Annotated in this window: 19 protein-coding genes; 7 read left to right on the top strand and 12 right to left on the bottom strand. The window is 73.6% G+C overall.

Annotated elements, in window-relative coordinates:
• Nucleotides 1–292: 292 nt before the first annotated feature.
• Nucleotides 293–1,249 (top strand): TIGR01777 family oxidoreductase, encoded by a 957-nt coding sequence (locus tag IEZ07_RS13595; RefSeq protein ID WP_191895078.1) that lies wholly within the window; start codon nucleotides 293–295, stop codon nucleotides 1,247–1,249.
• Nucleotides 1,250–1,361: 112 nt separating this feature from the next.
• Here IEZ07_RS13595 and IEZ07_RS13590 read toward each other — a convergent pair whose 3' ends face one another.
• On the bottom strand, nucleotides 1,362–3,134 hold the full coding sequence (locus IEZ07_RS13590; RefSeq protein WP_191895077.1) for a hypothetical protein: 1,773 nt from the start codon (nucleotides 3,132–3,134) through the stop codon (nucleotides 1,362–1,364).
• A 186-nt stretch (nucleotides 3,135–3,320) separates the two neighbouring features.
• Here IEZ07_RS13590 and IEZ07_RS13585 point away from each other — a divergent pair, with 186 nt between their 5' ends.
• Nucleotides 3,321–4,226 carry an SMP-30/gluconolactonase/LRE family protein gene (locus IEZ07_RS13585; RefSeq protein ID WP_191895076.1) on the top strand — a complete coding sequence of 302 codons (906 nt, stop codon included), beginning with the start codon at nucleotides 3,321–3,323 and terminating at the stop codon, nucleotides 4,224–4,226.
• 163 nt (nucleotides 4,227–4,389) lie between these two features.
• On the opposite strand, the gene IEZ07_RS13580 is transcribed toward IEZ07_RS13585, so the two are convergent.
• Together IEZ07_RS13580 and IEZ07_RS13575 are read right to left on the bottom strand one after the other, a co-directional pair.
• Nucleotides 4,390–5,322, bottom strand: a complete 933-nt coding sequence (locus tag IEZ07_RS13580; RefSeq protein ID WP_204054353.1) for an alpha/beta hydrolase — start codon at nucleotides 5,320–5,322, stop codon at nucleotides 4,390–4,392.
• Nucleotides 5,319–6,419, bottom strand: a complete 1,101-nt coding sequence (locus IEZ07_RS13575; RefSeq protein ID WP_191895075.1) for an alpha/beta hydrolase — start codon at nucleotides 6,417–6,419, stop codon at nucleotides 5,319–5,321. The genes IEZ07_RS13580 and IEZ07_RS13575 overlap by 4 nt, the downstream gene beginning before the upstream one ends.
• 124 nt (nucleotides 6,420–6,543) lie before the next feature.
• Here IEZ07_RS13575 and IEZ07_RS13570 point away from each other — a divergent pair, with 124 nt between their 5' ends.
• Nucleotides 6,544–6,762 carry a hypothetical protein gene (locus IEZ07_RS13570; protein WP_191895074.1) on the top strand — a complete coding sequence of 73 codons (219 nt, stop codon included), beginning with the start codon at nucleotides 6,544–6,546 and terminating at the stop codon, nucleotides 6,760–6,762.
• Between the two features lie 77 nt (nucleotides 6,763–6,839).
• On the opposite strand, the gene moaA is transcribed toward IEZ07_RS13570, so the two are convergent.
• The 6 genes from moaA to IEZ07_RS13540 form a co-directional block, all read right to left on the bottom strand.
• On the bottom strand, nucleotides 6,840–7,829 hold the full coding sequence (gene moaA, locus IEZ07_RS13565) for a GTP 3',8-cyclase MoaA (RefSeq protein WP_191895174.1): 990 nt from the start codon (nucleotides 7,827–7,829) through the stop codon (nucleotides 6,840–6,842).
• Between the two features lie 264 nt (nucleotides 7,830–8,093).
• Entirely contained in the window at nucleotides 8,094–8,660 is a 567-nt protein-coding gene (ybiA, locus tag IEZ07_RS13560) for a riboflavin biosynthesis intermediates N-glycosidase (protein WP_191895073.1), read from the bottom strand.
• A gap of 101 nt (nucleotides 8,661–8,761) precedes the next feature.
• Nucleotides 8,762–9,406, bottom strand: a complete 645-nt coding sequence (locus tag IEZ07_RS13555) for a hypothetical protein (protein ID WP_191895072.1) — start codon at nucleotides 9,404–9,406, stop codon at nucleotides 8,762–8,764.
• 202 nt (nucleotides 9,407–9,608) lie between these two features.
• Nucleotides 9,609–10,718: a DUF4328 domain-containing protein gene (locus IEZ07_RS13550; RefSeq protein ID WP_191895071.1), complete on the bottom strand. Its 1,110-nt coding sequence runs from the start codon at nucleotides 10,716–10,718 to the stop codon at nucleotides 9,609–9,611.
• A gap of 261 nt (nucleotides 10,719–10,979) precedes the next feature.
• Complete coding sequence (locus IEZ07_RS13545; protein WP_191895070.1) at nucleotides 10,980–12,167, bottom strand: RtcB family protein; 1,188 nt, start codon at nucleotides 12,165–12,167, stop codon at nucleotides 10,980–10,982.
• 287 nt (nucleotides 12,168–12,454) lie between these two features.
• The gene (locus IEZ07_RS13540; RefSeq protein WP_239319877.1) at nucleotides 12,455–13,321 is read right to left on the bottom strand and encodes a UbiA family prenyltransferase; all 867 of its coding nucleotides are present in this window, start codon (nucleotides 13,319–13,321) and stop codon (nucleotides 12,455–12,457) included.
• Nucleotides 13,322–13,423: 102 nt separating this feature from the next.
• Between IEZ07_RS13540 and IEZ07_RS13535 the strand changes: the two genes are divergently transcribed.
• From IEZ07_RS13535 to IEZ07_RS13525, 3 genes are read left to right on the top strand one after another with little or no spacing between them, the layout of a single operon-like run.
• Complete coding sequence (locus tag IEZ07_RS13535; RefSeq protein WP_191895068.1) at nucleotides 13,424–14,563, top strand: type III polyketide synthase; 1,140 nt, start codon at nucleotides 13,424–13,426, stop codon at nucleotides 14,561–14,563.
• A 12-nt stretch (nucleotides 14,564–14,575) separates the two neighbouring features.
• The gene (locus IEZ07_RS13530; RefSeq protein WP_068899501.1) at nucleotides 14,576–15,124 is read left to right on the top strand and encodes an isoprenylcysteine carboxyl methyltransferase family protein; all 549 of its coding nucleotides are present in this window, start codon (nucleotides 14,576–14,578) and stop codon (nucleotides 15,122–15,124) included.
• Nucleotides 15,121–16,134 (top strand): NAD(P)/FAD-dependent oxidoreductase, encoded by a 1,014-nt coding sequence (locus IEZ07_RS13525; RefSeq protein ID WP_068899279.1) that lies wholly within the window; start codon nucleotides 15,121–15,123, stop codon nucleotides 16,132–16,134. The genes IEZ07_RS13530 and IEZ07_RS13525 overlap by 4 nt, the downstream gene beginning before the upstream one ends.
• 152 nt (nucleotides 16,135–16,286) lie before the next feature.
• Here the strand turns inward: IEZ07_RS13525 and IEZ07_RS13520 are convergent, their stop codons facing one another.
• Both IEZ07_RS13520 and IEZ07_RS13515 read right to left on the bottom strand, forming a co-directional pair.
• On the bottom strand, nucleotides 16,287–17,042 hold the full coding sequence (locus tag IEZ07_RS13520; protein WP_191895067.1) for a hypothetical protein: 756 nt from the start codon (nucleotides 17,040–17,042) through the stop codon (nucleotides 16,287–16,289).
• A gap of 121 nt (nucleotides 17,043–17,163) precedes the next feature.
• Complete coding sequence (locus IEZ07_RS13515; RefSeq protein ID WP_191895066.1) at nucleotides 17,164–19,002, bottom strand: AMP-dependent synthetase/ligase; 1,839 nt, start codon at nucleotides 19,000–19,002, stop codon at nucleotides 17,164–17,166.
• Nucleotides 19,003–19,211: 209 nt separating this feature from the next.
• Between IEZ07_RS13515 and IEZ07_RS13510 the strand changes: the two genes are divergently transcribed.
• Nucleotides 19,212–19,826 carry a trimeric intracellular cation channel family protein gene (locus tag IEZ07_RS13510; protein ID WP_068899273.1) on the top strand — a complete coding sequence of 205 codons (615 nt, stop codon included), beginning with the start codon at nucleotides 19,212–19,214 and terminating at the stop codon, nucleotides 19,824–19,826.
• 107 nt (nucleotides 19,827–19,933) lie between these two features.
• Here IEZ07_RS13510 and yczR read toward each other — a convergent pair whose 3' ends face one another.
• Nucleotides 19,934–21,367 (bottom strand): MocR-like transcription factor YczR, encoded by a 1,434-nt coding sequence (yczR, locus tag IEZ07_RS13505; RefSeq protein ID WP_191895065.1) that lies wholly within the window; start codon nucleotides 21,365–21,367, stop codon nucleotides 19,934–19,936.
• Between the last annotated feature and the right edge of the window lie 31 nt (nucleotides 21,368–21,398).

The following is a 21,398-nucleotide window of genomic DNA, read 5'->3' as shown; positions in this document are numbered from 1 at the left end:
TCACGGACCCGGCCGCACTCCGGTCCGGCCGCGACACGTGGTCTGGGGAGGCTGCCGGACACGGTACTGCGCGCTGTGCGCGGCCGGCTGGAGGGGCCGGGTGCGAGGTGGGCTCAGCGGCCGCCTGCGGCTCGAGTGCCCCCGCGGCCCAGGCCTGCTCCCGAGTCAGCCGGCGGGCGGCCATGGATGAGGTCGGCGCGAAGCCGGACGCGCCCGCTTCCAGCACCGACCCCTTTTTGAACGCGTTCAACTCTCTGCGCTAGGCTCTTCTCAGACACCTGGGGGAAGCCCGATGAAGATAGTGATACCCGGGGGAACCGGGCAGGTAGGCACGATCCTGAATCACGCACTGACCGCCGCAGGCCATGAAGTCGTGGTCCTGACCAGAGGGCCGGTACGCGGTCGTGAAGTCCGCTGGGACGGCGAGACCCTGGGTCCGTGGGCGGAGGAGATCGACGGCAGCGACATCGTGATCAACCTGGCCGGACGCAGCGTCAGCTGTCGCTACACTCCGGCCAATCTGCAGGCCATGATGGATTCGCGGGTGCGCTCCACCCGGATCGTGGGTGAGGCGATCGCAGCCGCCGCGCGGCCTCCCCGGGTCTGGTTGCAGATGAGCACCGCCACCGTCTACTCTCACCGCTTCGACGCGCCCAACGACGAGGCGACCGGTGTGCTCGGCGGCACCGAACCCGGCGTCCCGGGCTACTGGGCCTACAGCGTCGAGATCGCAAAAGCGTGGGAGCAGGCGCAGGAGCGAGCCGAAACCCCGCACACGCGCAAGGTCGCCATGCGCTCCGCCATGGTGATGAGTCCCGATCGCGGCGGCGTCTTCGACGTCTTGCTGCGGCTGGCGCGGCTCGGCCTCGGCGGCCCGGTCGCGGGCGGTGCGCAATACGTTTCCTGGATCCACGACCGCGATTTCGTCCGCGCCGTTGAGTTCCTGATCGACCGGGACGACCTCGCCGGGCCGGTGAACCTCGCCGCTCCCGTTCCTCTACCGCAGCGCATGTTCATGCACGTGCTGCGCGCCGCGTGGGGTGTCCCGGTGGGCCTGCCGGCGACGAAGTGGATGGCCGAACTCGGCGCGTTCGCGCTGCGCTCCGACACCGAACTCCTGTTGAAAAGCCGCCGAGTCGTCCCCGGCCGCCTGCTCGAAGCGGGTTTCTCCTTCGGCTGTGCCCAGTGGCCGGAGGCCGCCAGGGACCTCGTGCGGCGTGTGCGCGGCGGACCCGGCTTCACCGGGTGAGCCTTCGGCTCCGGCCGGATCGGCGCGGGGAACCGGACGTCACCCTATGCCGGTGGCTATCCCTGGCCGCCCGTAACAGGGCGACGGAGGAGGGCATGCGCCCCGCCGCCGCTCACCGTTTCAGCTTGAGCCTTCTCCTCGACTCGCCTGGGAACACGACGACCAGGTGCTCCTCCCCCGCGTCGCCGACCCGCACGTAGACCCGGATCCGGTAGCGGCCCTTGCCCGCGATCGCCAGGTTCGGCATCGGGGCGCCCGCGCCCACGTCTCCGCCGTCCATCTCCGGCACGGTGAGCAGGCCGCTGCGGCTGACGACCGGCACCTCGGTGACCTGGTCCCACCCGGCCGTCCGCGGCGGCGGCGCGGTGCGGAAGGCCTTCACGGTGAGGCACAGATCGGTGACGTCCTCGACGTGTCCGACGAGCACCGCGCTGCCGGCCGCCCCGATGAGGGCGCTGTCGTCGTAGAGCTCGCCGATCGCCCGCTCCGCCGCCTCCTCGACCGCTTCGTCCCGAGGGTCGTGGACCAGATAGCCGTGGTCGCCGTCGGCGAACAGGAAGTAGTTGGCCGTGGCCTGGGCGACGCCTTTCGTCCGGGGCCACGGGTCGCGGCACCTCGCGTTCGCCTCGGTGATGTAGGCGGTGTTCGCCGCCTCCCGTTCCTCGGCCGACCGCAGCAGCTCGGGATGGGTCGCGCCGACGACCTCCGGACAGACGTAGACGAGGTCCCACGGGTCCACGCTCCAGCCTGACCGCGCGCTCCCCGCCCGTTTCAGGAGCGTCTCCTGCTCGGCGCGGTCCTTCGCCCGGCACAGCATCCGCCCGTACGCGAGGATCTGCTGGTCCGACAGGCTGTCGGGGAACATCGGCGGGACTCCGCCGTCCGTGCCCCGCGCCCGGCACAGGAACGCGGCGTCGCGTTCGGCGGGTTTCAGGTCGCCGAAATCGGGCCGGTCATAGCAGCCCATCGACCAGCCGGTGTAGGTGAGGTGCGGGGTCTGCTCCGGGTGGATCAGTGCGATGACCGGCAGCACGGCCGCGGTCGCCACCGCGACGCGGATCGCGCGCCGCCGCGCGGGCGGAGGGTCCGCCCGGTGCCCCTCGGCAGGCAGTTCGCGGGCGGTCGCCGCGATCCACACGGTGCTGACGAGCCCTACCGCGTCCATCACGACCGATATCGCCAGACCGCCGCTGGGGATCCTTCCGAAGAGAAGGTTGAGCGGGATCGCCAGCGCGTAGACGCCCACCGACGACCACCCGGCGATCTGCGTGCCGCGGCTCCACCGGCCGTCGCGCCGCTGCCCGACGACCGTGAGGACGGTCGCCGCCACTCCGGCCAGCATCAGGACCGGTCCGACGACGCCGCCCGGACCGAGCTCGGGGAGGTCGAGTTCGTCGAGCAGTTCGTTGGACATCCCGGCCAGTTCGACCGCGAACACCGCTCCGGCCGCCGTGCGCAGCACGCGGGACCGCCAGCGGATGACGAGCAGGTACAGGACGTCGATCGCGGTCCACAGCGCGAGCCAGATCGCCGCGTCGACCGCGTCGGGGAGCAGCGCGATCGGGTACCACAGCACGAGGGTGTACGCCGCCGCCAGATACAGCAGCCGGCGCAGCGCCCTGGCCCGGCGGTCCAGCGGTCCCGGCGCGGGGGTGCGCAGGATCAGCCACAGGAACGCGGCCTTCACCAGGGCGGCCACGAGCAGCGCCACGGTCGTCGGGATGTCGAACCCGTCGCGTGCGTAGAACCCCGCGTAGGCCGGCGGCGACCATTCGACGGCCGCCCAGAGCCAGGCGTCGCCGAGCACCAGGCCCGCGACCGCCGCCGCAAGGACCAGGCCTACCGATCCGATCCTGATGACCCGCCAGAAACCATCCGAAAGCACGGGACGCGATCTTAGTGCGATGCCGCCGTACAGGCGGACACAGCGGAATGAGCGGTCCCGTCCGGCCGTCTTCCGCGCTGAGCGCTTGCGGGACGCCCCCAGGGCTCATCTTTCTGGTACGGGCAGGACGAATCAGCGAGCCCCGGTCGCGGCGTCCCTGAAAGCGGCGTGCCTAGGATGGCTTCCGTGGCGATCATTCCCGCGTACACACTGCCCGGTGAGAAAGTCATGCCGGAAGGCATCGCATACAGCTCCGGCCACGGTTTCTACGCCGGGAGCACCACCGACGGCACGATCTTCCGCGGCCGTCTCGACGACGAACTGGCCCAGGTGTGGCAGCCTCCTGGGAAAGACGCCCGCACCTGCGTTCTGGGCCTGGCCGTACACCGGAATCAATGGCTGGTCGCCTGCGGCGGTGCGACAGGTCATCTGTTCGTCTACGACCTGGCCGACTCCGCCCTGCTCGCCCGGCGCACCGTCCCCGCGACGAGCACCCTCCTGAACGACGTGTGGACCGTGGGCGAGGCCGCCTTCGTCACCGACTCGCTCCGCCCCGTGCTCTGGCGACTCCCCTTGGGCACCACGCCGCAGGCCATCGGCGAACCGGAGATCTTCGCTGATCTGTCCGGTGCCGGAGCCGACGCCTTCCTCAACGGGATCACCGCCACAGCCGACGGAACCGCGCTGCTGGTCGCCGCGCAGGGCACAGGAACGTTGTGGCGAGTGGAGACGGCCTCCGGTGCGGTCGAGCAGGTGCGGTTACCGGATGGCTACGGCTTTTGCGCGGATGGGCTTCTACTGCTTGGTGATCGCCTGCTTTTCGGCCTGGTCAACGAGACCCGCGAGAGCAGGATCGTCTTCTCCCTCGCGGTCGTGGCATTGGACGCCGACGCCCGGAAGGCCGTTCCGGTGGGCAGGTGGGACGATCCCCGGTTCGACACCCCGACGACGATCGCGCTCGCGCAACGACGACTGCTCGTGGTCAACTCCCAGCTCACCCGCGCTGAGCCGGCTGCTCCGTTCCACGTGATCTCCATGGACCTTCCGTCGGCGCCGCCAGGAGTGATCACGGACGATGGCGTCACCTTGTAGATTCGTCAGATGCCGGTGCCGGCCGTCGTTCCGGGCGGCACCGCTTCAGGGGGCGCCCGCCGGTCCGTCTCGTGCGCTGCAGGGACGAGACAGCGCTGCTCGGACACCTGCGGGAGCAGGGCCGGGCCGAGGAGCTCGACGACGGCGAGGAGTTCGGGGACGTCTACGTCTTCTTCATCACCGGCGCCGCTGAAGAGACCCTGCCGGCCGTACGGAATCCCGCGGGTCGGTGCGCGAGAGCGCGTACGGCGGTGGCGACCGCCGCGCTGCCCCGGGGGGACAGGGTGATCGTGTAGTGGTTGACGCCCTCCACGGTGGATTCCGCGACGCCGGGCAGCCACTCGGTGGCCCGGCCGGGTGAGTACAGCGGCAGGTCCGGCTCGTCCAGCATGCCGCGGGCCGCCCGAAGGAACACGGCGGGCACCGGCAGCGGCTCGGGGACCGCGCCGGGCAGGGCGTACACCTCGGGCGCGTCGGCGAGCGCGGCCTCCATCCGGCACGCGGCCTCGAACCGGTCGCCCAGGTCCACCAGGTCGTAGTCGGCGTAGGCGGCGCACGCCCCGGTCCACTCGGCGAAGGCCGGATGCGCCCGCCACAGGTCCCGGCCCTCCTCCCGGGTCGCGAACGTCCGCTCCAGCCGCGCCACGATCGGTCCCACCGTACGTTCGATCGCCTCCCGTACGGTGCCCGCGCCCACGGGCAGGGGGAGCGGCGCTCCCCCGTCCACCAGGACGAGCCGGCCCACCAGGTCCCGGTGGCGGCGGGCGGTCTCGGCCACGACGAACCCGCCCATCGAGTGCCCGGCCAGCAGGGCCGGCCCGCCGCCGTAGTGCTCGATCACGGCGGCGAGGTCGTCGGCGTGCGCGGCCATGCCGTACGGCTCCGGCAGGTCCCGGCTGCCGCCCCGGCCGCGCAGGTCCACCGCGACGAAGCGGTGGTCGCGCCCCAGGTCCGGGCCGAGCAGCGTCCACGCCAGGTGGGAGGAGGTGATGCCGTGGGCTGCGACGACCAGCGGCCCCCGCTCGCCCCACACCCCCGCCCGCAACGCGCCGCCCCGGACGGGTATCCGCTCCCGGCGGTAGGCCGGCCCGCTCACCGGCCCGGCGCGTCGGCCGCGGTGCCCGTCGCCCTGCCCGCCGTCACTTTGCCCGGCGTCACTTTGCCCGGCGTCACTTTGCCCGGCGTCACTTTGCCCGCCGCCGTATCCGCCACGACGCGGGTCACGATCGCGGCGAAGTCGGCGGTGCGCTCGATGTGCGGGCTGTGCCCCACCCCTTCGTAGACGATCTCCTCGTAGGATCCCCCGGCCTCGGTGTAGCGGTCGAGGACCGCCCTGGTCTCGGTGACCATCGGCTGGGGCGGGCAGAGCTCCTCACCCGGCCAGCCGGGAACCGCGCCGAGCTTGCCGAGGTAGGCCAGGTCGAACAGGGACGTGTCCGAGACGATCTGGTCGGCGGCACCCCGCACCCAGGTCACGTGCGGCTTGCCGGGAACCGCGACCAGGTCGTCGGCGACGTCGAACCACTGCGGCGCCATGGCGTTGAGCACGCCGCGCCGGCCGGCTCCCATGCCCGGCCAGTCGTCGCAGGCGACCGCGTCGCCCGGGTAGTTGCCCTCGCCGGTCGCGGTGGACAGGACCGTGTCGAGCAGCAGTTCCTCGTCCGCGCCCAGGCTCGCCGGATCGGCCACGTAGTACGTGCGCAGGATCGTCCGGGGGCCGGCGGGCGAATCGTCGCCGCGGTCACCGGCCTCCAGGCGGGCCACGAAGTCGGGGTTGGCCGCGCCCGCCCCGCCCCGGCCGAAGCCGTACGGCGACAGCGGCGCCTCGAGCAGCAGCGCGGCGACCCGCTCGGGAGCGTCGATCAGAAGCTGCATCGCCACGCCGCCGCCCATGGAGTGAGCCACCACGACCGGACGGGTGCCGGCCGGGAAGACCTCCTGCTCGTCCAGGAGCGCGGCCAGGTCGTCGGCGAAGTCACGCAGCCCGCGGGTGGCGTCGACCGGAGCGGCGTCGGTGCTTCCGTAACCGCGCAGGTCGGGCGCGACGATCCGCCAGTGCTCGGGCAGCAGCCGCACCAGCGGCTCCCAGAACGCCGCGGAGGAGCAGTTGCCGTGGATCAGCAGCACGGGCGGGCCGTCGACGGGTCCGCGGACCAGGAGGTTGTGCCGCAGACCACGAACAGTGAGTTCCATGCATGAATCCTGCCAAGGAGGGCTCCGGCCGGCAGTGTGGTCCGGCGACATACCTTTCTCCACCGCATGTCGGCCGGCGACGCCGTCTTCGGCAGCGCCGTCTCCGGGCCTCATGGAACCGCGGGTGGGGCATCTTGCGTCGGTGGGCCCGATCCGGTTCGGCGGACATCCCGCCCGGGACCAGCCCCTGACCTCGGATGCCCGTCAGACCGGACCAAGCCCACTGCTCCACCTGCACCGGTGGCAGGGCTACCGGGTCGACCTCACCGACGGCTCCACCGGGACGGTGCGGATCGAGGGCGGTGAGCCCCCGGGCGAGGGTGAGCCGTACGCCGCCTGGTGACCACCCGGCCGCCGTCCCCGCCTGCATGACCGGATCGTCCACCGCACGGCCTCAGATCACGACCCGTCGTTGCCGCGCTAACCGCCGATGGCCGACATCGGGCGGGACGGCTGCAGGAAGGCGGGGTCGTCGATGCCGTGCCCGGCCTTCTTGATCCGGACCGCCGCCAGCCAGCGCTCGGCCAGTTCGTCGTCGGAGACCCCGGAGCGCATCGCCGCCCGCAGATCGGACTCGTCCGTCGCGAACAGGCAGTTGCGGATCTGGCCGTCGGCGGTGAGCCGTACCCGGTCGCAGGCGCCGCAGAACGGGCGGGTGACCGAACCGATCACGCCCACCCTCGCCGGCCCGCCGCCGACGAGGAACAGCTCGGCGGGGGCGCTGCCCCGCTCCGCCGGGTCGGCGTCGGTCAGGTCGAAGGAGGCCTGCAGCGTAGCGAGGATCTCGTCGGCCGTGATCATGTTCTCCCGGCGCCAGCCGTGCTGGGCGTCCAGCGGCATCTGCTCGATGAAGCGGAGCTCGTAGCCCTTGTCGAGGCAGTAGCGCAGGAGCGGGACCGCCTCGTGGTCGTTGACGCCGCGCATCAGCACCGCGTTGATCTTCACCGGGCGCAGTCCGGCGGCCTCGGCCGCGGCCAGGCCCGCCAGCACGTCGGCCAGCCGGTCGCGGTGGGCGAGCTTGACGAACGTCTCGCGGTCCAGGGTGTCCAGGGAGACGTTGACCCGGTCGAGGCCGGCCGCGGCGAGCGGCCCGGCCAGCCGGGCCAGCCCGATGCCGTTGGTGGTCAGCGAGACCTGCGGCCGGGGGGCGAGCGCGGTGGTGCGGGCCACGATGTCGACCAGCTCGCGGCGGAGCAGCGGCTCGCCGCCGGTGTAGCGGACCTCGGTGATGCCGAGCCGCTCCACCCCGATGGCGACCAGCCGGACGATCTCCTCGGCGGTCAGCAGCTCGGGCTTGGGAAGCCAGTCCAGGCCCTCGGGCGGCATACAGTACGAGCAGCGCAGGTTGCAGCGGTCCGTCAGGGACACCCGAAGATCGGTCGCCACTCGGCCGAACGAGTCGCGCAACACGGGCGTCACCCCTCATCCGTCGTCATTCGAGCAGGGGGCCAGCCTAAGGCCGCCCCCTCCTCCGCCCAAAAACGGGCTCCATCGCCTGACAACAGCCGCGCCGTACGGATGATTCCCCTCTCGGGGACGTCCCGGCGCCGCCCCGCGTGCGGCGGTCGGCGGGCAGTGGAGCGTCTTGGCCTCGCACCCCGGCGCCGCCCCGCGCGGGTGGCGGTCCGCCCCGCCGGGTCCGTCACCGCCCGCGGGCGCGACCGCGACCGGCCGTCACCGCTCCCGCAGTGCCTGCCGTACCTCCATCAGGGCGAACCCGAGCAGGTTCAGCCCCCGCCACGACCCGGGCAGCCCGGCCCGCTCGTCGTCGGCCGCGAGCCCGATCCCCCAGACCCGGTCCAGCGGGCTCGCCTCGACCAGCACCCGCTCCCCCGTCCCCAGCAGGAACTCCGCAAGCTCCGGGTGCTGGTCGAACTTGGCCAGGTTGCCGCGGACGACCAGGTCGAAGCGGGCCGCCTCCCATGCCCGCTCGTCGAAGCCGCGCACCCTGCGCCCCAGGTCCTTGGCCTGCTTCGGGTGCCCGGCCGCCACGATCTCCGCCGCGGTCTCCCCGTCGCCGAACAGCCGCGCCTTGCCCGCCATCATGAAGTGCTCCGCGGTGCGGTAGACCACCCCGTCCACGGTGAAGTCCGCCGGCCACCACTGCGACAGGCACCCGGCCCCGACCCCGCCGGAGCGCGGCGGCCGGTGCCCCCAGAACATCAGGTACCTGACCTGTTCGCCCCGCTCCACCGCCGCCGCCAGCGCCGCCACGTCGCGCGCGTCCCTCGCCTCAGCCATGCCGTGCACCCTTCCAGATCCCCGCGGCGGGCCGCCAGCCGGTTTCCGCGCCCCGGCAGGCCCGTCCGGGTTCTACGAACGGATCCCCGGCAGCGAGGTCGTCATGCTCCTGCCCGGCGGGCGGGTGCGGTCCCGTCGCCCGCCCGCCACAGGTCGTACGCCAGCCAGAGCCCGCCTGCGGCCAGCAGCGCGCCGTGGGCGACGCGCATCGCGGGGGTGCCGTAGAACTGCGGAACGAACAGGACGAACCCGGCCGCCAGCGGGACACCGCTCCACCGCCGTCCGGCACCGGAGCGCCGGACGCGGACCGCGACCGCGACGGCGCCCGCCGCGAGCAGCACGAGACCGGCCAGGAACATCGCCGCGGGCACGGGCGCGAAGCGGAACTGGTCGACCAGCTCCAGCAGGGTGGCGTCCCGATCGTGTACGGCACGCGCACCGATCACCTGGAGGCCGAACGTCTCGGCGCCGTAGTAGGGCAGGACCAGGCCGGTGCCGATCCAGAACGTCACGACTGGAGGGAGGCCGAGGCGCACGCCGGGCGCGAGGTGCAGGCCGAGCAGGCCTGATGCGATGAGGACGAACCCGGCGACGGCGGACAGGTGGGCGGCGACCCAGGCGGGAGAGGCCATCGCCGCCGCCCCCTCCAGGGCGGTCTCGTCGGCGTAGGGCCTGACGGCCTGGTAGAGGAGGAACAGGACGCCGCCGGCGGCGAGGGACAGGGCGGTCAGCCGGGCACGGTTCACGGAGGGCTCCAGAGAGAGGATGAATCTACGCTCCATTTCGAGAGCGATGATCTCACATGAGATCATTGATTCCAAGAGCAGTGCTCTCGGACTTCCCTCTGCACTCCCGGGAACGTCGCCCTTCGCGGGCTTCGCCGTACTGCGCGCTCCCCTGCCGGGCCGCGAGGAGCGGCGGCGCGGACGGAACGAGGCACGGCTCCGTTCAGACGCCCTCCGCCGAGGAGGGCTGGAGCAGGCCCCAGCGGTTGCCGTACAGGTCGTGGAAGACCGCTACCGCACCGTACGGCTCCCGCCTCGGGGTCTCCTCGAAGACGACGCCCGCCGATCTCATCCGCTCGTAGTCGCGGGGGAAGTCGTCGGTGTACAGGAACAGGCCGGGCCCGCCGCCGGTCCGGTCCCCGACACGGGCCTCCTGCTCGGGGGTGGCGGCGCGCTCGAGCAGCAGCGCCGCCTCCTCGGCGCCGGGAGGACGGACGACCACCCGGCGCCTTCCGTCCTCCGGTTCCGTGTCCTCCAGCAACTCGAACCCGAGGACGCCGGTGTAGAACCCGACGGCCTCGTCGTAGTCGCGCACGACGAGGGAGACGAGCCCGAGGTACGACGTCCGGTGCCGGGAGGGCGCGGGACCACCGGCGGCGCGGACGGCCTCCTGGAGCCGGGTGATCACCAGGACGATCCGGATGGCGAGCAGGCCCGCGGCGATCGCGAGCAGGACGCCCGCCACCGCGGCCGCGGCTCCCAGCCCTGACGCCACCTCGGCCGCCCTCTCCTCTTCCTCCGCGTCCATCTCCGTGCCCAAGGCCGTCAGAACCGCGGCGAGCGTGTCGGCGCACCCCGCCCCGATCCAGGTCAGCCACCATGCCCAGACCAGGCCCGGACGGCGCACCTGGAGGAGGTTCGTCCCCGGGCGGAGGCCACCGGGCCGCGAGGTGGCCCAGACGTCGTCGACGATCCCCTTCGGGACGAACAGGTTGACGATGGGGACGAACCATCCGAGCACCAGGAACGGCGCGGCGTACGAGTGCGCCACTCCGGGAGAGATCGCGTACGCGTTGGACCGGGCACGGAACAGCCAGCACACGAAGGCGATCCCCGCCAGGAGGTGAACGGCCGCGTACAGGAGCAGGAGGCGCGCGGCCGAGTTCAGAGCGTCCCGCCCGTCGGTCTCCGGCCACGACCAGCCGCCGAGGTGGAGGATCGAGCCGACGGCGGACGCGACGGTGACCGCGGCGATCAACACGACGGCGACCATCGCGAACGGACGGATCGGGCGCAGGGAGCGGACGGGCGTGGGGGACGTGCTCGAAGTCATAAGGGTCTTTCGCCGGGGGACGACACCTGCCAGTATCGCGGATCACGACGTGACGGTGATCACGGCGCGATGGTGCGGAACGCCGCGTGGTCCGCCGCCGCATACGACACACCGGCTCTCCGGCATGCCCGACTCCGGTGACGGTGCCGCTCCGGTACCGGCCATCACCCACGCGCACTCGAGGTGAGGGGACCCCTCGAGAGCCCGCACCGCAGGCCGGCGAGGGTCCCACCGTCGCGCGGTGCGGGCTCCCGGACCGGGTCAGCCCTTGATGCAGATCAACTGGCGCAGGTGGGCGACGACCTCCACCAGGTCGGACTGGGCGGCCATGACCGACTCGATGTCCTTGTAGGCGGCCGGGATCTCGTCGATCACCCCGGTGTCCTTGCGGCACTCCACGCCCTCGGTCTGGGCCTTGAAGTCCGCCAGCGTGAACGTCCGCTTGGCCTTGTTCCGGCTCATCCGGCGACCGGCACCGTGCGAGGCCGAGTTGAACGCCGAGGCGTTCCCCAGGCCCTTCACGATGTAGGTGCCGGTCGCCATCGAGCCGGGGATGATGCCGAACTCGCCGGATCCCGCGCGGATCGCGCCCTTGCGGGTGACGAGCACATCCACGCCGTCGTACCGCTCCTCCGCCACGTAGTTGTGGTGGCAGGAGATCGGCTGTTCGAAGGTGATGTTCGGAAGGTGGCGCCGGAGCACGTCGCAGGCCAGGGCCATCATGACCGCCCGGTTGCGGCGCGCGTAGTCCTGCGCCCAGAACAGGTCCCGCCGGTAGGCGTCCATCTGCGGCGTGCCCCCGACGAACACCGCGAGGTCCCGGTCCGGCAGGTCCTGGTTGTGCGGCAGGCTCCGCGCCTCGCCGATGTGGTGCTCGGCCAGTTCCTTGCCGATGTTGCGCGACCCGGAGTGCAGCACGATCCAGACCGCGCCCTCGTCGTCGGCGCAGACCTCCAGGAAGTGGTTCCCTCCCCCGAGGGTTCCCATCTGGACCTCGGCGCGCTCCCGCTTGCCCCGCACGGACGGGGCGAGGCGGTCGAAGTCCTTCCAGAAGTCCGCCCAGTCGGCGGTCTTGAAGCCGTGCAGCTTCGTCGGGTCGACCGGACGCTTGTGGTGCCCGAACCCCACGGGCACCGCCTGCTCCAGCTTCGAGCGCAGGTAGGCCAGGTTGTCGGGCAGGCCACTCGCCGTGTAGGAGGTCTTCACCGCGGTCATCCCGCACCCGATGTCGACGCCCACCGCCGCCGGCGAGACCGCGTCCCGCATGGCGATGACCGAACCCACGGTGGCCCCCTTGCCGTGGTGCACGTCCGGCATCACCGCGACCCCCTGCACCCACGGCAGGTTCGCCACGTTGCGCAGCTGCTGCATGACGTTCGTCTCGACCTCGTCGGGGTCGGCCCACATGCGGATCGGCGCACGGCCTCCGGGCACCTCTCTGTACGTCATCCCCACGTCGCCTCCCTCCGGCGAGTCGCTTGCGAACTCCATTGCGAACAAGGTCAATGACGCCAGAACCGGATCATCCGCCGCAACCCAATTAACGGCTCCCACTCGGATGAACGGCCGGAACGACGCGCAATCTTCCCGTACGGCCCGCCGGGCGGACGGCCCGGAGCGGGCCCGGGACGGACCCGGCGACCTCCGTGGTCCATGCAGCGCGGCGCCGCACCGCCGTACGGCGCCCGCGCCGGGACGCTCCGGACGACCTCCGCGGTCCCCGCGCCCCGTGCGAGCTACGTGATCGCGGTGCCCTGGGACAGCAGGAGCAGGACGTCGACCGCCGCGACGGCGACGGCCGCGGCGAACGGCGCGCGCGGCGAACGGCGGCCCAGCAGCAGGCCGGCGCCCGCGAGCACGACGGCCCCGGTGAGGGCGGCCCAGCCTCCGGGGCCGGGCGGCTCCGGCGGGGCCAGGACGAGCAGGCAGGTGGCCGCCAGGAGCGGCACCGGGACCAGCGCGCGGACGCGGTCCGGACCCAGCCGCTGCGGCCAGCCGCGGACCCCGGTGGCCAGATCGCCGGGGATGTCCGGCAGCACGTTGGCCAGGTGCGCCCCGCAGCCGAGCAGCGCCGCCGCGAGCACCGCCCACCAGGCGGGCCACGGCTGCCCGGGCAGGCCGAGCGCGACGAAGGCGGGCAGCGAGCCGAACCCCACGGCGTAGGGGACCCAGGACAGCACCGTGGCCTTCAGCCCGAGGTCGTACCCCCAGGCGGCGGCGACGCCGGCGAGGTGGACGGCGCCGGCCGCCGTACCGGAGGCCAGGGAGAGCGGCACGCACGCCGCCAGCGCGGTGAACGCGGCGGTCCACACCGTCCGGGCGCCCACGGCGCCGTCGGCGACCGGCTTGCCGGTACGCCCGGCGGCGCGGTCTCTCCCGGCGTCCACCGCGTCGTTGCACCAGCCGATCGAGAGCTGTCCGGCCAGCACGGCCGCGGCCACCAGGGCGCAGCCGGCCGCGTCGCGCCCGCTCGCCGCGGCCAGCGCGGTCGTCAGCGCGGTGACCGCGACGGTCGGCCCGGGGTGGCAGGCCCGCACCAGCCCGGTCAGGAGCGCCGCAAGGCGGGGGCGGCTCTCCCTGTGCGGTGTCCCGCTCGTCGTCACGGACGCGATCCTAGACGCCGGTGATCGGCTCGGCGAAGCATGGCGTCCGCCCCCGCGGGCAGAGATCGGGTAGTCCCCCTCCGCGAGCCGGGAGTGTCCAGATTGAGCCGTATCACCGCCGTCCATGGCGTGCTGCCCCCGAACCGCCACTCCCAGGACGAGATCACGGACGCGTTCGCGCGGCTGTGCCTGCCGGAGGGGACCGACCGCCTGCTCCTGAACCGGTTCCACGCGAGCGCGGGGGTCGGCCACCGCCACCTGAGCCTGCCGCTCGACCGGTACGACAAGCTCGACGGTTTCGGGGCGGCCAACGACGTCTTCATCGACACCGCCCTCGAGCTGGGCGCCCAGGCGGTGGGCGGCGCGCTGGAGGAGGCGGGGCTCGCTCCGGAGGACGTCGACATGATCATGTGCACGTCCGTGACGGGTGTCGCCGCGCCCTCGATCGAGGCCCGTCTGGCGGGCCGGCTGGGGTTGCGCCCCGACGTCAAGCGGGTGCCGGTCTTCGGCCTCGGGTGCGTCGCCGGGGCGGCCGGGATCGCTCGCGTCCACGACTACCTGCGCGGCTGGCCCGACCACGTGGCCGTGCTGCTCTCGGTCGAGCTGTGCTCCCTGACCCTGCAGCGCGGGGACGCCTCGGTCGCCAACCTGGTGGCCTCGGCGCTGTTCGGCGACGGCGCGGCGGCGGTGGTGCTCTGCGGCGACGGGCACGAACCTCCGGCGCGGGGGTCCGGACGGGGATCCCCGTCCGGATCGGAGCCCGGATCGGCGCGGGGGCCCGGACGGAGGCCTGCGGAGGGACCGGCGCGGGGACCCGAGGTGGTCGCCACCCGCAGCCGCCTGTACCCCGGCTCCGAGCGGGTGATGGGCTGGGAGGTCGGCGACACCGGCTTCCGGGTGGTGCTCGACGCGAGCGTCCCCGACGTGGTCAGGACCCATCTGGCCGACGACGTGCACGGCTTCCTGGCCGACCACGGCCTGACCGCCGGCGACGTCACGGCGTGGGTGTGCCATCCCGGAGGACCCAAGGTCCTGGAGGCGGTCTCCGAGGCGCTCCGGCTCCCGCCCGGCGCGCTCGACGTCACCCGGCGCTCCCTGGCCGACGTCGGGAACCTCTCCTCCTCCTCGGTGCTGCACGTCCTGCGCGACACGATCGCGCTGCGGCCGCCGCCGGGCACGCCGGGCCTGGTCATCGCGATGGGCCCCGGTTTCTGCTCCGAACTCGTCCTGCTGCGCTGGTAGGGGGTGGCCTTGATGTCGTGGCAGCTGTCGTCGTGGTACCTGCTGCTGGTGCTGCTGGTCGCCGTCGAGCGGCTCGCGGAGCTGGTCGTCGCCCGCCGCAACCTGCGGTGGAGCCTGGCCCGCGGCGGAGTGGTCTCCGGGCGCGGCCACTACCCGTGGATGGTGCTCCTGCACACAGGTCTGCTGGCCGCCTGCCTGGCGGAGGCGGGCCTGTCCGGCCGGCCCTTCGTCCCGGCGCTCGGCTGGCCGATGCTGGCCCTGGTGCTCGCCGCGCAGGCGCTGCGCTGGTGGTGCATCACCACCCTGGGGCCGCAGTGGAACACCCAGGTGGTCGTGGTGCCGGGCCTGACGGCGGTCACCGGCGGCCCCTACCGGTTCCTGCGCCACCCCAACTACGTCGCGGTGGCGGTGGAGGGGGCTGCGCTCCCCCTGGTGCACGGGGCGTGGGTCACCGCCGCGGTCTTCACGGCCTGCAACGCCGTGCTGATGGCGGTCCGGATCCGGTGCGAGGACGCCGCCCTGGCGGCGCTCGCCCCGGCGCCGGGACGGGCGCCGGCATGATCGACGTGCTGGTCGCGGGCGGCGGGCCGGCCGGTCTGGCGACCGCCATCCACGCGGCGCGGGCCGGGATGGAGGCGGTGGTGGTCGAGCCCCGGCCCGGACCGGTGGACAAGGCGTGCGGCGAGGGCCTGATGCCCACCGGCGCCGCCGTCCTGCGGTCCATGGGCGTCGAGCCGGCCGGCCGGCCGCTGCGCGGGATCCGCTACCTGGACGGGCGCCACCAGGCGCAGGCCGCCTTCCGCGGCGGGACCGGGCTGGGGGTGCGGCGCACCGCGCTGCACGCGGCGCTCTCACGGCGCGCGGCCGAGCTGGGCGTGCGGGTCGTCCCCGGGCGGGTGTCGCAGCTGCGCCAGCACGACGACGGCGTCGAGGCGGCCGGGTTCCGGGCCCGCTGGCTGGTGGCCGCCGACGGCCTGCACTCGCCGCTGCGGGCCGCGCTCGGGCTGGAGCTGCCCGGTGCGGGACCGCGCCGGTACGGCCTGCGGCGGCACTACGCGACCGCGCCCTGGTCGGACTTCGTCGAGGTGCACTGGGCGGCGGGCGGCGAGGCGTACGTGACCCCGGTGGGCGACGGGCTGGTGGGCGTGGCGGTGCTGACCTCCCGGCGCGGCGGCTACGCCGAGCGGCTGAGCGAGTTCCCCGCGCTGCTGGAGCGGCTGGACTGCCCGGCCGCGACGCCGGTGCGCGGCGCCGGGCCGCTGCGCCAGCGGGTCCGCGCCCGGGTCGCCGGGCGGGTGCTGCTGGTCGGCGACGCGGCCGGCTACACCGACGCGCTGACCGGCGAGGGCGTGTCGCTCGCGCTGCTGTCGGCGCAGGCGCTGGTGCGCTGCCTGCGCGCGGGAACGCCGCAGGCCTACGAGTCCGCCTGGCTGCGGCTGTCGCGGCGGCACCGGCTGCTCACCGGCGCCCTCCTGGCGGCCCGGCGGCACCGGGCGTCGGCCCGGCTGATCGTTCCGGCGGCGCGGCGCCTGCCCGCCGTGTTCGGCGCGGCGGTGCAGGCGCTGGCCTGAGCGGCGTCCGGCGCGGCGCCTGCCCGCCGTGTCCGGCGCGGCGGTGCAGGCGACGACCTGAGCGGCGTCCGCCGGCCGAGCGCGCCCGGCCGGGAGGGCCGCCCGGGAGGCCGTCCGTCCTCCGGGAGGCCCGGCGGAAGCCGTACGCGGGGTCAGGCGGCCCGGCGGACGGTCTCCGCCTCCGGGGCGTGCCGGTTCGTTCCGGGGAAGCGGACCCGCCACTCCCCGCCGCGGTACCCCCGAACCTTGCGGATGAAGCGCCCGCCGCGGTCCGTCGTGGCCGTGGCCACCCTCGTCCACTCCTCCCCCTGCTCCGGCCGGTGCAGGATCTCCACCCGCTGGCGGGGGAAGGGGGCGTAGTCCAGGTAGCCCTCCGGGTCGATCCGGTTCAGCACGCCTCTGACCTGCACGCCCCTGTCCGCCCGGCGGAGCTGGAGCGCGCTGAAGTCGGTGGCGTGCCGGAGCCGGAACCCGGCGTGCCGGACGACCCGGTGGCCGTCCTCGCCCTTCGCGGTGGCGGTGACGGTCCAGAGCCCGGTGGGGTACCAGCGGTTCAGCCGCCGCTCCGGCAGGAACCGCCAGGTCCGCCACCCCGGCTCCGGCAGCCGCTGCGCACCCTCCTGCCCTGGCCGGCGGTCCTGCGGGGAACCGGCCGACGGCGAGGAGACCGGCGGCGCGCCGGGCTCGACCTTGATCGTCACGCCGTCCCGGCCGGAGACCCCGCGCGCGACCACCTCGATGATCAGGCGCACCGGCCGGTCCGGGTGGACCACCGGGGAGGCGGGGCGCAGGGTGATCGAGCGGATCGCCACGTGGTCGTCCGCGGCGACGGGCGCGGCCGTGGCCACCAGCATCGGCAGGGCGCACGCCCCGGCCGTCAGGGAGATGAGAAAAGCTCTGAAGGTCATGACCAGGAACGCTAGATATCGCCTGGCAATGGACGTGGCGGCGACAGGCCCGCGAACGGGCAAGAGGCGGGAAAGCGCCCGCCCCCCTCCCGAGGACGGACGCCTTCCGGTTCCGGTGCCGTCAGCCGGCGTACATCTCGTCGATGATCGCGGCGTACTTGGCGTGCACGACGCGGCGCTTCAGCTTCAGGCTCGGGGTGAGCTCCTCGGTCTCCGGCGTCCACTCCACCGGCAGCAGGCGCCAGCGCTTGACCTGCTGGACCCGGGCCAGCTTCTCGTTGGCCGCGGCGACGGCGGCCTCGACGGCCTTGAGGACGTCGGGGTGCTCGGCGAGCTCGGCGAGGGTCGCGGGCCCGATCCCGTGCGCCTGCGCCCAGCCGGGGGCGGCCTCCCCGTCGAGGGTGAGGATCGCCACCGGGTACGGCCTGCCGTCGCCGTAGGCGAGGGCCTGCCCGATGAGGGGGTGCTCCTTGAGGTGGTTCTCGATGTTGGCCGGGGAGATGTTCTCCCCGCCGGCGGTGATGATGAGCTCCTTCTTCCGGTCGACGATCCTGACGAAGCCGTCCTCGTCGACGGAGCCCACGTCCCCGGTGTGCAGCCAGCCGTCGGGGTCGAGCAGTTCGGCGGTGGCCTCGGGGCGGTTCAGGTAGCCGCGGGTGTTGAGCGGGCTGCGGGTGAGGATCTCGCCGTCCTCGGCGATGCGGACCTCGACGCCGGGCTCGGCGCGGCCGACGGTGCCGAGCTTGTAGCTCTCGGGGCTGTTGGCGGTGAACGCCCCCGTCGTCTCGGTCATGCCGTACACGTCGAGGATCTTCAGGCCGAGGCCGGCGAAGAACCGCTGGACCTCGATCGGCATCGGGGCCGCGGCGGTGGCCAGCCAGCCGGCGTTGTCGAAGCCGATCATGGAGCGGATGATCGAGAGCAGCGCGGCGTCGGCGGCGTCGTAGGCCTGCCGGACCTCCGGCGTGACCGTCCGCCCGTGCTGGCCCGCCTCGACGAAGGCCAGTCCGGCGGCCATGGCCTTGCGCACGTTCTCCTGCTGCTCCTCCGGCTGGGTCGCCAGCAGCGACTGCAGGCGGGCCATCATCTTCTCCCACACGCGGGGGACGCCGAAGAACATCACCGGCTTGACCTGCCCGAGCGTCGCGCCCAGGTTCGCCAGGTCGGTGCAGAAGTGCACGTGCGAGACCTTGAACAGCGGCAGGTACAGGCTGAGCACCCGCTCGGCGATGTGCGCGTAGGTCAGGTAGGAGATCTGCGTGCCGTGGGTGGGCAGCGAGGTCATCCGGTCGGTGGCGCCGACCTCGTAGAGCACGTTGGCGTGGGTGAGCGGCACGCCCTTGGGGTTGCCGGTGGTCCCGGAGGTGTAGAGGACCGTCAGGACGTCGTCGGGCCGGACCGCCTGCCAGCGGGCGTCGACCGCGGCCGGGTCGGCGGCCAGGCGCTCGCGGCCCAGCTGCAGGAAGGCGTCCCAGCCGAGGAAGCGGTCGTCGCCGGCGGGGACGTCGCCCAGCATCACGATCCGGCCCAGGCGCGGCAGCTCGCCGAGGATCGGCTCCCAGCGGGCCAGCTCGGCCGCGCCGCCCAGCACGGCGACCTTCGCGCCGACGTTGTCCGCGACGAAGGCGACCTGGTCGGGGGCGAAGGTGGAGTAGACCGAGCACGACGCCGCCCCGGCGTGCACGGCGCCCAGGTCGGCCAGCACGTGCTCGCTGCGGTTGATCATCATCAGCGCGACGGTGTCGCCGGGCTCCACTCCGAGGGCGGCGAACCCGGCCGCGATCTCCAGGACCCGCTGCCGGGCCTCGGCGTAGGTGAGGGTGGACCAGCCGCCCTCGACCGGGTCGGAATAGGCGGGCGCGTCGGGGTTCTGCTCCGCCGTCTCCTTCAGCTGTGCGCAAACGGTACGGCCCGCGATCTCCCGCTCGATCGCGGCGCGCACCTCAAGGACCTCACCCATGACGCGCCTCCAGAAAGTGCTCACTTGCACGATTGGGATGCATCGCACCACACCGGGTCGGCGCAGACAAGACCTTGCCGGAATAAGGAACCGGACCGTTCCCCGCAGGCGCGCCGCCCGCCCGCGCGGCCTCCCGCCGCCCCTGCGACGCGGACCCGGGCGGGCCCCGGCCCAGGGGGGCATAGGGCCGGTCATGGGATCATTTCCCGGTGACCCAGGTGCTCGACCTCGTCGGAATCTTCGTCTTCGCGCTCTCCGGAGCGCTCGTCGGCGTGCGCAGACGGCTGGACGTGGTCGGCATGGCCGTCCTCGCCTCGGTGACCGCGCTGGGCGGCGGGATCCTGCGGGACCTGATCCTCAACGTACGGCCCGCCGCCTTCTTCAGCGTCGGTTATGTGGTGGTGCCCCTGGCCGCCACGGTGATCGTGTTCTTCTGGCACCCGCACGTCCAGCGGGTGATGCCGGTGGTGAACGTGTTCGACGCGGCGGGCCTCGGGCTGTTCTGCGCGGTCGGCACGGAGAAGGCGCTGGTGGCCGGTCTCAGCCCGCTGCACTCCGTCCTGCTCGGGGTGACCACGGCGGTCGGCGGCGGCGTGCTGCGCGACATGCTCTCCGGCCAGATCCCCGTGCTGCTCTACGACCGCCAGTTCTACGCGGTGCCGGCCATGCTCGGCTCGGCGGTGATGGCCGTGCTCTACGTCCTCGACCTGCACGGCTGGACCGCCACCCTCGCCGCGGCCGTCCTGGCCTTCGGGCTGCGGATCGCCGCCGTGCGCTTCCGGCTCCGTGCCCCGCTCGCCCGGGGCGTCACGGCGCCGGACTGACCCCCGCCGGCTTCTCCGGAACGGTCCCGGCGACGGACCGCCACCCCGGGCCCGTGCCTCGGAGCCGTGCCTCGGGGCCGTGCTTCCGGACCGGCGGGGCGCCGGTCTCAGACCCGGGTGAGCGGCCCGGCCGGGCGGCGGACGCCGTACGGGCCCCTGACGCGGGCCTCTGCGATGCGCTCCACCGCCTCGGTGACGACCTGGGGCGGCTGGGTGAAGGGCAGGCGGAGGCGGCCCTCCAGGGTGCCGTCCAGGCCGAACCAGGCGCCGGGGGCGAGCCGTACGCCGTGGCAGGCGGCGGCGTCGGCCAGCGCGGTGGCCGACGCGCCCTCCAGCCGGATCCAGAGCGACCCGCCGCCCTTGGGGACGGCGAAGGACCAGTCGGGCATGCGCCGCTCCAGCGCGGCCGCCAGGGCGTCCCGGGAGGCTCCGAAGGTACGGCGGCGCTCGGCCCTCGTCTCCTCGATGTCCTCGAACAACCGGGCCACGACCAGCTGCTCGAAGAGCGGGCTGGCGATGTCCACCGCCGAGCGGAACGCGGCCAGGCGGCGGACCATGGCCGCGGTGGTGCGGATCCAGCCGATGCGCAGGCCGCCCCACCAGAGCTTGGAGGCCGACCCGACGGAGATCACCCGGCTGTCGGTGTCGAACGCGGCCAGGGGCGCGATCGGCGGCACCTCGTCGATCGCCAGTTCGCTCCAGGTCTCGTCCACGACCAGCGTGGTGCCGCAGTCCCGGGCCGCGCCGACCAGCCCGGCCCTGGTGGCGTCGTCCATCAGGTGGCCGGTCGGGTTCTGGAAGTCCGGGATCACGTAGGCCAGGCGGGCGGCCGACTGGCGCATCGCGGAGGTGAGCAGGTCCAGGTGCCAGCCGCCGGAGGGGACGCCGACCGGGACGATCCTGGCGCCGCGCAGCCTGGCCGCGTCGAGGATGTGCGGGTAGGTGGGCGACTCGACCATCATCGGGTCGCCCGGCGACAGCAGCGTCATGACCAGCAGGTGGAGCGCGTGCTGGGCGCCGGTGGTGACGAGGATCTGCTCGGGCCGGGTGGCCAGCCCCCGGGCGGTGTAGCGGGCGGCGACGGCTTCGCGGAGCGGGGTGATCCCGGTCGGGTCGTAGCCCATGCCGAGCGCGTAGCGCGGGTAGTGCTCGCCCGCGTGGGCGATCGCCGCGGGCAACGCCGAGGTGGCGTGCGGCGCGGCGCAGTGCATCGGCAGCAGGCCGTCGTCGCCCGAGGCGATCCACGGGTTCTCCGCGCCGAGCGCGCCGACGTCGGGCAGCGCGGTCCAGCTCCCGGCGCCCTGCCTGCTGTCCAGGTAGCCCTGCTCGCGGAGGCGGTCGTAGGCGGCGGTCACGGTGGTGCGGCTGACGCCCAGGGCCTCGGCGAGGTGCCGCTCGGCCGGGACGCGCACGCGCACCGGGAGGCGCCCGTCGAGGATCAGTGCGCGCATCCGGCCGGCCAGGGCCCGGTAGTAGGGCCTGGTGCCGGGGTCGATCACCACGAGGCGGGCGAGCTGGGGTCCGCTCAGATACCGGTCCATGCGGGCCACTATAAGACCACTTTCAATGATT

The sequence above is a fragment of the Planomonospora parontospora genome (assembly GCA_014647935.1).
Taxonomy (GTDB): Bacteria; Actinomycetota; Actinomycetes; order Streptosporangiales; family Streptosporangiaceae; genus Planomonospora; species Planomonospora parontospora.
The sequence above is the reverse complement of the archived record's forward strand: the minus strand, read 5'-3'. Positions and strand labels throughout refer to the sequence as shown.